The 11,278-nt window shown below is 73.6% G+C and carries 1 protein-coding gene; it reads left to right on the top strand.

Going from position 1 to position 11,278, the window contains the following annotated elements; all coding sequences use genetic code 11:
* On the top strand, nt 1-11,278 hold an 11,278-nt coding region (locus SSMG_RS40380), incomplete at both ends, for a hypothetical protein (RefSeq protein WP_037719149.1).

Here is an 11,278-nt window from a genome sequence, read left to right as displayed (position 1 = left end):
TGGCCGCGCCGGGTCGCGCAGCTCGCGCCGCACCTGCTTCCGGGCGAATTCCACCGCGACCAAGTCGCCGTGGAATTCGCCACCGCCGCGGTCCTGGTCGACCGGGGCCGGCCGAACGAGGCGGAGGACGCGCTGCGCCGCGCCGAAGCAGCGGCGGGCCCGCATGTGCTGACCCCGGAACGGGAACTGCGGGTCGTCCGGGCGATCACCGACCACGCGGCGGGCTACGCCTCGACCGGGACGCCGGGCCGCTACATCGCCGAGTCGCACGTCGAGGGCGGCACGACGTGGCGGGAATGGGACTGGATCGAGGCCTACATCGCCGCGCATCCCGAGGTCCTCGCCACCGGCCTTCCCGACCACAAGAAGATCCGGGCGCGCGAGGCCGAGGAACTCGCCGTCGCCCAGGACGCCGGGAAACGCTTCGACCTCGAAGCCAAGCACGCGTTCAAGCGCGGCGACTACGCGAAGGCTCTCGACCTGATCGACACGGGCGAAATCGTCTACCCCGACCCGCAGCGCGGGTGGCGGCTGCGCCGGCAGCGGGCCGAGGACGCCCTCGCCCGCCGCGAGGGTCGCGAACCCGCCGAAGACGCCCTCGCCGAGCCCGGCGAGCACGCCGACGATCGCGAGACCGCGGCCCCGGCGCCGCAGATCCCCCCCACCGACGGGCCCGCCCTGCACGCCGCGGTCAACGCCGCCGCCGCGGCCTGGTTCGACCGGCAGCTCGACGAGCACGCTGCGGCGCAGGAGTTCCTGCGCAGCCGTCTCGGCGGCCGGGAGCCGGTCGACCGCGTCCGGGCCCGCGACGGCGACGACCGCGGGAAGCTGACCATCGGATACGCCCCGGACCGCTGGGACGGCCTCTGCTCGCACCTGCTCGGCGAAGGATTCGCCGAGCAGGACCTGATCGACGCCGGGGTCGCGATCCGCGCGAAGACCGGGAACCTGGTCGACCTGTTCCGGCACCGGATCGTGTTCGCCGTCCGCGACGAGCAAGGCCGGATCGCGGGATTCACCGGCCGCACGCTGCACTCCGACGACATCCTCGAACGCGACGAGCGGACCCCCAAATACCTCAACACCCGCAACACCGACCTGTTCGTCAAGAGCCGGCTGCTGCTGGGGCTGCACGAGCAGCGCGATCTCGCCGGGCACGCCAGCCCGGTGTTCGTGGAGGGCCCGTTCGACGTGGCCGCGCTGATGGCCCTCGCCCCGCCGGAGCGGCCGATGATGTTCCTCGCGACCTGCGGGACCGCGCTGACCGACAGCCACCTCGCCGCGGTCGACGCGCTGGTGCCGGTCGAGCGGCCCCGCGTGTACGGCGGCGACAACGACGCCGCCGGGCGCACGGCGCTCGCCGGGCAGATCGAGACGGCGCTCGTGCGCTACCCGCATGCGGACGCGCTGGTCCTGCCCGAGGGCCGCGACCCCGCCGAGTGGGCCGTGCAAGCCGTGCACGACGCCCCGGACGGGGGGTTCCGGGGTTCCCCGCCGACCCGCTGGGCCATGGAGGCGCTGGTCGACCTGCGCATCGCGCCGTACGCCGACCGGCTGGGCGAGGACTACGAAGTCGAAGCCAGCATCAAGGCCGCACGCGACGCCGCCGCGGCGCTGGCCCTGGTCGAGCCCGAGCGGACCGCCGAGCTCGAAGCGGCCCTGGTCGCCCGCCTGCACATCGATCCCGTCCACCTGGCCGAGTTCGTCGGCGACGCCCGCCAGGCTCGCGACCGCACACGCCCGCGCCAGCCCGCGGCGGCCGCCGCGCCTGCTTCCGCCGCGTCCGGTCCGGCGGCCCCCGACGGGGCCGAGGACCGCGCCGACCCCGTCGTCCAGGACGAGAGCACCGCTGCCGACCGGCCGGGCAGTCCGGCCGACCCCGGCCCGGACATCCCGGATCCGCACCAGCACGACGAGGACACCGCCATGGACGACCGCCCGGAGCCCGTCGGCGACGGGCCGTGGCTGCTCGACCCGGTCGCCCGGCGACTCGACGAGCAGACGCCGCTGTCCCGGCTGGACCGCACCGAGAACGCCGCGGACGTCTACGACGCGCTCGCCGCCTCGGTCACCGGGGACGCGCTGGACCGCCTGACCGAGTCCGGCGGCCACGAAGCCCTGGACCTGCTGCTGCAAGCCGACCGCCTCGAAGCGATCGCGCAGGCCGCCGAACGCGCCCAGCACGCCCCCGTGATCCTCGTCAAGGGCGACACCGAACAGCGGCTCGACCCCGACCGGATCGACGGCGCGTTCGCGCTGCTCGCGCAGCGGCCCGGCGAGCGGCTGGCGCTGCGCTGCGGGGACCTGACGTTCCGCTGCGGCACCGACCGCGCCGGGACCTACATCGCGATCGAACCCGCGGTGTGGAGGTCGGACGACGAGCAGCCCTGGGCCGACCGCGCCCGTCTGTCTGCGGCCGCGACCCGGCCCGACGCCGCCGGCCAGGCCCGCGAGCAGGTGCAGGACCGGATCGGCACGGCACGGGCCCGCGCGACGCTGGCGCGAGGACGGCTGACCGCCGTCCTCGCCGGGCGCGGGCTCAGCGACGGCGCGCTGGCCCGGGCCGGTCTCGCCGACAACGCCGACCGGCTCGGAACCCAACAGGTACAGCGGATCGGGGCCCAGCTGGCGCGCGTCGACCTGCTGCGCCAGTTCGCCGTCGCCGGCGCGCTGCCCGCCTCCGGCGACGAGTTCACCTTCGGCGGAGAACCGCTGGCCGACCCCGGCCCCGCGCTGGCGGAGGTCTCGCCGTTCCCGCAGGACCCGCACCACTCCGAGGTGCTGCGGTGGCGGGGGCTGGAGGTCAGCACCCGGTGGACGGACGAGCAGGAGAAGCCGTTCCTGTGCCTGGCCGTCGCCCCGGCCGGGCACTCGGGAAGCGACCGGCGCCCGCCGCTGATGTTCGAGATGACACCCGAGTGGTTCACCGACACCGGCTACGCCCCCGACCGGATCGTCGAGTTCGTGCGCCGCACCGTCGCCAACGCCGAACGCATCGCCCTGCGCGAACTGCAGGCCGCGCAGGAGGCGATCGGCGCGCCGGAGCGGGAGGACCGGGAACGGGCCGAAGCCGCCGCCGAGCGGACCGCCGCCGCCGAGGAGCAGACCGCGGCCGCGCGCGAACACGCCGCCGCACACCACACGCTGGTGATCGAGCACAACGCGTCCGGGACCCTGGTGCACGGCAGCAGCAAGGACGACACCGCGCTGCACAAACTGTTGCACACCCACAAGTTCAAGTTCTCCAAGCGCCAGGAATTCTGGTTCCTGCCCAGGCCGTGGCATTTCGACACGCGTAGCGTGCACGCCCGGCTGCTGGCCCGTGACCTGAGAGCGGCCGGGCGCGCGCATGAGATGTGGGACAACGAAATCGCCGCCCCCGAAACGCCCCCGCCGCCCCTGCCGGAAGCGGAACCGTTCACCACGCGCAAACAGTTCACCGACGCCGAACGAGCCGCCACGTCCGCCTACTGGGCTGTGCACGAGACCGCGTCCGGCCGTCGACTGCTGGGCTTCGGCAACGGTCGGCCGGACGCCGAGGCGCTGCGAACGGCCCGGGACGAGATCTCCCAGCATCGGTTCCAGGGCGACCCGGCGCAGAGCCTGGACCGCTACGTCGCCCTCTACCGCGCGGCGAAGATCCTGTATGACAACCTCGTCGCCGAGCGCAAGAACGCGCCGAAGATGATGGACCGGCTCAAGCTCCTGGTCGAGCGTTCCGGACGCTTCGCCGCCGGGCTGCGCGCGCTGATCGAGCAGAACCCCGGCTCCGGCCTGATCGCCGACGTCACCACCGGCCACGAAGCCGCCGCCGAGGAAACCGTCGCCGTCGCGCCGTCGCCCGAGCCCGAACAAGCCCAGCTCGACATGTTCGCAACCGCCGGCGCGGAGACCGCCGACGACGAACGCCGCGGCGAGGACATCGCCGCGCCAGCCGAAACCCCAGCCGACACCGACACGCCTGCCGAGCCGGAGGCCTCGGCCGGCGACCCGCGCGGGGAGGACGACGCACCGGAGCGGGAAGCACGCGACGCCCTGCCCGAGCTCACCGCCCGGCAGAAAGCAGATCTGCGCGGGACCTACAGCGGCCTGCACGACCTGCTGACCGCCGCCAGCTTCACCCACGTCCAGGAACCCGGCATCGGCGTGCCCGGCGCCATCGACGTCGAGGCCCGCACGGCCACCACCGACCCGGATCTCCCGCCTGAGGAGAAGATCCGGTGCCTGGTCATGCAGACCGACAAGATGAGGCTCCACCGTGCCCGACTGGCCGAGCAGGCGCGCACCGCGCTGGCCGCCGCGGAACCGGACGAGGCGACCGCCGCACGTGCCGGGGAACTGGCCTCGCTGGCCAGCCAGCTCGACACCCTCGCCGAAACCGCCGCAGGCGCGAAGCGCGCCGAGCGGCGCTGGGTCGTCCCCACGCACTCGTTCGTTTCCCACCAGCTCAACGACGGGGAGGTCGAAACCGCGCTGCACGGGTTCGCCCGCGCCGCGCAGCAAGGCATCAGCCCGGCGGAAGCGTTGAAGGGCAAGCAGATCGTGGTCGGACCGCGCTCCACCGGGCTGACCTGGCACACCCTCAACCTGGAATTCTCCCGCAACGACGACAACGGCGTCGTGCTGTCGATCGCCACCGCCGACCGCCGGAACCGTGACGAAGTCGCCGTCGACCCGCGCTGGCTGGACATCGAATCCGGCGGCGCGCAGATCCGCTCGGCCTTCGAGCAGCGCGTCGCCGGCCTCGGCGCCCGCGCCGACGCCGCCCGCCTCGAAATGCTTGCCCTGCTCGCCGCGGACACCGCTGCCGCGCACGAGGGACCGGTCGACACTGCAGCGCGCCTCGCCGACACCGCGCCTGCCGACGCGACGACTGCGACCGAACCAACGCCAGAGCCAGAACCCAGCCCCGAACCCGCGGCTGAGTCCGCGGCGGAACCGGAGCATGAGGCCGGGGACGCGCCGGCAGCCGCTGCCTCCGCGCAGCCGCCCGAAGCCGGGCCGTCGACTGCCGTGCACGACGATCAGGACAGCCGCCTCACGCTGGCCGAGGAGGCGCTCGGCGGCGGCAAGCCCGACCTGGACGCGGTGCTCGGCCACTGGCAAGGCATGCCGAACCCGCATCCCGACGACCCGGCCAGCGCCGAGACCTGGGACTACGACCGCGACAGGCTGATCAACGAAGTCCGGGGAGCGCGCAAGACCCAGTTGTCGCCGGGCGGCGTCCTGCTGGCCTACAAGCGGAACCAGCGCACACCGCTGTGGACGGTGGTCCAGACCTCTACCGGGCATCCGGTGATCGACACTGCCGCGGTCGCAATCCCGCCGCACAGTGCGCCCCGGCCTTCGACCCGCTACACCGTGCTGGGACTTCCCGACGTGGCCGGTGCCCGCGGGTCCTGGCCGCCACTGGAGCGCGGGCCAGGGACCCCGACGGACACCGGATCAAAATGGAAAAACCACGCCTCGATGACCCGCACCGCCGCCCAGTGGCGGATGCCCGGCCTGAACGGCACGGTGGTGTCCGGCGACGACGCCGCCGGCGTCGGACTCCGGCACCTGCTCGCCGCCGCGCTCCTGGACGCCGCCGCCCTGCATCCGCAGGCGGTCTGCGGATCCCCGGCGTTCAACCGCGCGCTCTACGCGGCCCTTCCGGACGAGAACGCGCTGTGGGGCACCAGGATCCCCGGTGATCTCGCAGAAGACTTCCGCGACGTCGCGACCCAATTCAGCGCCGAGGGCCCCGCGCTGCAGAACCCGCGCCAGCAGCACCGGAAACTGCGCAAGCGCAAGCAGGACGACCGCACCTACGCCGTCGTCCGCCTGGCGGCGACGCTCGCGTTCACCGGCCGGCCGCACGCAGCCGTGCAGCTGCTGCAGAACCGCGCCGACGAACTGGAGCCCAGCGACGAGACCCGCCACTTCCTCTACGGCTCCTACCGGCTGCGCCACCTCGTCCGCGGCATAGAGGAACTGTTCAGCCCCGTCGACACCGAACTCGAGCGGCTGCTGTCCGCGACGCCGGGCGACCGCGTAGTCGCCACAGCATCGAAAGGCGGCCCCGGCATCGGTTCGGTCTGGATCGTCACCGGACCCTCGCGGAGGACGACGATCCCGTCGACCGGCAACTGGCAGGTGGAGATGCGCGTCGACCTGATGCACGACTCCGGCCCGGTGCACGCCGCGCTGCACATCGCACCGGGCGAGCGGTCACGGCGCGTCTGGTTCGACTACGACCACAGCCAGCCCGACAACAGCGCCGATCGAGTGTGGAGCGACGACCAGCTGTACCACGCCTCCGCCGACAACTGGGCGTTCGTTCCCGCCGGTGAACAGCTTCCGGATACCGCGGCCGATCTCGAAGCGCTGACCCGCCGGGCAGCAACCGCGTTCGCCGACGGGACGTCGCGACCGGACCACGCCGTCGCCGACCCGTCCGAAGCCGACGCGGAGCAGAACGGGACGGAAGCGGGCGAGAAGGTTCCCGCATCCGCCGCAGTCGCTGACGAAGAACCTGCGCCGGTTCTGTCCTCGGTGGACAGTTCCGGGGCTCGCGGCGACGCTCCCGAGAGCACCGCGGAACCGGAGGCGCCCCGCGCCGAACAGCCCCGCGAGCACACCGACAACGCCCCTCCTGCCGACATCGAGAGCATCTCCGCGCCTGGGAAGGAACCCGCGCGGCCGCAGGACGAACTCGACTCGCTGACCCGTCGCGCGGCAACCCCGTTCGCCGACGGGACACCCGGGCCGGACCCGGCAGCCGCCGAGCAACCCGGGGACCACGCGGAGCAGACCCGGTCGGACGCTGACGGGAACAACTCCGCACCCGCCGCGACAGATGACGAAGAACCCGCGCCGCCACTGCCCTCGGCGGACAGCGCCGGGGCTCCCGCCGACGCGGCCGGCGACGGCGCGGAACCGGCCAGGGCAAAGGCGCGGGCGCTGATCGAAGGCATCGACGCTGAGTTCCTGGCGGCCGCCGAGCAGGAACTGGACGAGTCGCAGACAGGCGAGAGCGCGCTCGAACTGCTCGTGACCGGACTGGACCTCCACAACCCCCGGCTCGTGCCGCCGCCGGTCGCCGAAGAGATCGAGCTCGCTGTGCACAACGTCACCCGCGGCACGGGATTCGATCCCGATTTCCGCGCCCAGCTGGCGATCAGACGCGGACGCGGCGCCGAGGACGCGGCGTGGCTGGCCGCGCTCGCCGACGGATTCTCCGCCCGCCGCGGCCCCGACGATCCGCTCGGCCGGGTGCTGGCCCGCACCGGGATCGACAAAGCCGCGTCCGACCTGCACGACATGGTCGAGCTGATGGGCATCTACGGCAATTTCGCCGTCCCCGGCCGCCCCGCTCCCGACGGGGGGCCGGCGCAACCAGACACCGGACCGGGCAACTCCGCATCCGCCGAGGCCGCTGCGGAGGAGCTGGAGTCCGCCCGTGCGCACGCCCGCGCCCTGCTCGAAGGAATCGACGACAAGACCCTGGCCACCGCCGCGAGGCTGGCTGGGGACAAGCTCGATCTGCTCTTGCGCGCGCTCGGCGACGGTCCCGCCGCGGTGATGGACAAGCCCGTGGCGAGCGTCGTCGTCGATGTCGTGGGCAGCGTGGCCGACGACATCGGGTTCGACCCCGACCGGCGTGCCCGGCAGGCGGTGGAGTCCGGTCTGGGCGTCGCCGCCGCGACGGCGATCACCGCCTTCGCCGACGCCCTCGCCGACCGCAGCGGCCGCGACGACCCGCTCGGGCGAGTGCTGCCGCGCATCCGGGCCGACGACCTCGTGTCCGGCCTGCACGCGGTAGCCGACCGGATGGGCGTCCACGGCGGATTCGCCGTCCCCGGCCGCCCTGTTTCCGCGCCCGAGGACACGGCCGAACAGGACCGCGGCGACCGCGGGCTCGACCAGGACGCCGAACCGGGCTTCGACACGGAGTACGACGAAGCCGGGTTCGCATTCGTCCCCGGCGTGACGAACATCGGCGAGCTGTTTCTGGCCCACGGCTGGGTCTTGCAGGAGGAACTGCCGAGCGAGATCGGCGGGATGCGAAACGAGCACTGGTACCGGCACGACGTCTCGGTCGCCGTGGGCATCACGCCCGACGAGCGCGTGCTGACCACCGTGGCCCGCAGGCACGGCCCCTGGGACTCGCCCGATTGGCAGGAAGCGGAATTCACTTCGGGGCAGAAGCTGCGCGACCTGGTCGAGCAGGCCGGTTTGCACGGCGTCGCGCGCCCGGCGCGGCTTCCCGGGCTGTGGCGGGTCGAGAACGCCGACTACGCCGACGAGGCCCGCGCGGCGGTCGAGGCCGACGCCGAGGCGCGTCTGGTGACCCGCGCCGCCGACGCGGCACAGCCGGCGTGGTCGTTCGCCGACGACGGCCAGGGGGTGCCGCTGGCGCCGCCGCTGCCGGAAGTGCCGGTGACGGATCGCAACAGTCTGCTGCGCTACATCCTGGGCGAGCGCTACGACGAGAAGGAGACCCGGAACCTGGCGTCGATCGTGATCTCCGGTCGTGCCCGCAACGGCACGCAGCCCGTGGCCGCGCTGCAGCAGCTGCGCGAGATCGATGCCGAGGTCTATCGACGGGCCTTCGCCGCGACTGCCGGGTTCCGCACCGGGAAGAAGCTCGACGTCGCGCGAGCGCGGGAAGCACTGGTGCGCTTGGCCGAAGGCGACCCCGCGCTGCCGCTCAACGCCGCGGGCCAGTACGCCGAGATCACCCACGACAACGAGCCGCAGGCGCCCGACAGCGACGGATGGATTCCGGTGGACCGGCCGCGACCGGTGCGCGGGCTCGTGGCCGACCTGCGACCGGACACGAGCCTCGGACGCGTGTCGGTGTTGATCGACCGGGACGTGGTCAGCGCGGACGGAGCGCCGCGCGCATTGCAGGTGCTCGACGTCGACGGACGGGTGTCGCTGCTGGATCCGGCGACCCGGCCGTCGCCGGAGGAACGGGCAACCGCCAGCGCCGCGATGCAGGAGTCGATCGAGGCCCGCAAGCGCGCGCTGGGGATCGGCGATCACACCGCGCCGCCGACTGCCGCCGAACCCGCCGCAGCCGCCGAGACGCCCGTCGCGGAGGAGCCGGCCGCCGAAGACGCGGGCGCGGCACGCGACGCCGGTCCCGTCCAGGAACAGGAGACCGCCGCAGCGGATCCGGACGTCCCGGTCCTGCGGCTGCCCGACGGGCGCGAACTCACGCACCTGCCCGACCCGGGACGCGCGGAACTGCCGCTGTACGCCGCCATCGCCCGCGAGGCCTATCAGCGCACCGAGCCCGGACGGTTCAGGCTCATCGTCGCCCGCGAGGCCGACGGCGGCCGTTCGTGGTGGTGGGCGCTGCACCGGATCGACGCCGACGGCGCGATCGCCGGCATCGGCATCCGGCCCCGAACAAGCATGCACGCCACCGCCGAACGCGCGCTGGCCGCCGCGCAGCGGCGCCTCGCCCCGCTGGAACAGGCCCTGGAGACACCGGTCGAACCCGTGCCGGGGCTGTCCGGCCCCTTCGCGTCGGTCACGTTCGTCCCGGAGTGGGGGGACGTCGCCGGGCAGCTGGAGCACATGGAATGGCCCGATGCCGTCCGGTCGCACCGGCCCGCGAGCGTGGCGACGACCATCGTCCGGCGCATGTTCCTCTCCGTCTCGCCCGAGGAGAACGCCCGCTGGCTGCTCGGCGACGGCTACAGCCCCGAATCGGCGGCAGAGGTTTCCCGGCAGCTGCGCGAGCTCGCGGCGGTGATCAGGGCCAGCGGGCTCCCCGACGCCGTTCCGGGCACCCACCGCCGGATCAGCGGCGAACTCGCAGCGACCGGGGCTGCCATCACGGCGCGCCTCGAACAGACCGCCCCGCCGCCGGCTGCAGCGGAGGCGATCGGCGAGGACATCCCGCTGCCACCCGAACCGGAGGACCGCGAGGACGCGAACCTGCCCCCGGACCTGGCGGAACTCGATGTCGAACCGGTGTTCCTGGACCTGGACCGGTGGCGGCATCACGACCGTCCCGACAGCGAGGGCTCCGGGGTGCCCGAGCCTGCGGCCCGGGCGCACAACCATCTGATCGACCTGCTGACCCCCGCCACGGTCGCCGCGCTGGAGGACCGTTCCCGCCGCTTGATCGCGCACCAGGTGCAGGACTCCTACCGGTACGACCTGCTCGCCGCGGCCGTCCGCCGGGCGGGCAGGTCGCAGCAGCTCTACAGGACCGGGTCCGACGACCGCGGCTTTCTGCGGAGGTCCTCGGACGACCTCGAGGCGTGGGATTCCGTCATGGAGGCCTTGGGCGCGGACCCGGACTCCTACGGACAGGTGAGCTGGGGGCAGATCCGGTTCACCGTCGAGCGAGGCCGCGGCCGGACCGTCGCGGTGATCGCGGTCGCCGACCTCGACTCCGGCTACGTCGACGTGATCGACCGTATTCCCTACGTCGCGGGCGAATCCGGCTCCGACCGGCTGGACCGGATCGGGCACGTGCTGCGCGTCGCCACCGAGGGAGCCTCTTCCCGCGCCGTGCTCGCCCGGGGCTTCGCGACCGAGTCGCTGGACGCCTACCGCCGGTCTGCCCGGGAGGCCGCGTCGGCGCGGCTGGAGGCCCTGCCGGGCGTCTTGCCGTCGTCGGCAGGAGAACGCCGCAACGAGATCTACTACGAACTGCAGGACATCAAGCGTGCCCGGGAAGCCGTGCTGACGCTCGCGCGCGGCCGGCTGGACGCCCTGGAGTTCGGCGGCCCGGCCGACGACGCGGACGCCTTCGAGGAGTACCCCGGCGAACGCCCCGTCTCCGATCCCGGTGCCGTCCTGGCGACCCCGGAGGTGCGGGACACCCCGGGCGCGGAGAGCACGAACATCTTCTGGCGCGGCTTCCTGGTCTACACCTCCCACTCCCATGACGGCCGGCTCGAACTCGTCCTGTGCGAGAGCCACGGACTGCCGTCGTCGCTGCTGTCCATCCCGCTGACCGCCGAGCAGTTCACTCCCGAAGGAGTGCTCGCAGCCCTGCACGACACCATGGCCACTCTGGAACAGACGGTGCTGGACCGCACCGTCGCGGCGACCGCCGCCGTCGCCGACCTCGAGGCAGAGACCCGGGCCGCGCCCGGGAACGACGCCGGGCCGCACGCGGAAGCCGCCGCGGCCCCGGACCCGGCTCCCGCCGAACCGGCGGCCGCCCCCGGCGATCAACCACCGCCGACCCGGAGCGGGGCGCCGTCTGCCCCGGCCGACGTCGAGGACGCGGAACAGCCCGGGCTCTTCGACCTCGCGCCGCCGCCCG

It is taken from the genome of Streptomyces sp. AA4, assembly GCF_000158875.1.
GTDB lineage: Bacteria > Actinomycetota > Actinomycetes > Mycobacteriales > Pseudonocardiaceae > Amycolatopsis.
The sequence above is the reverse complement of the archived record's forward strand: the minus strand, read 5'-3'. Positions and strand labels throughout refer to the sequence as shown.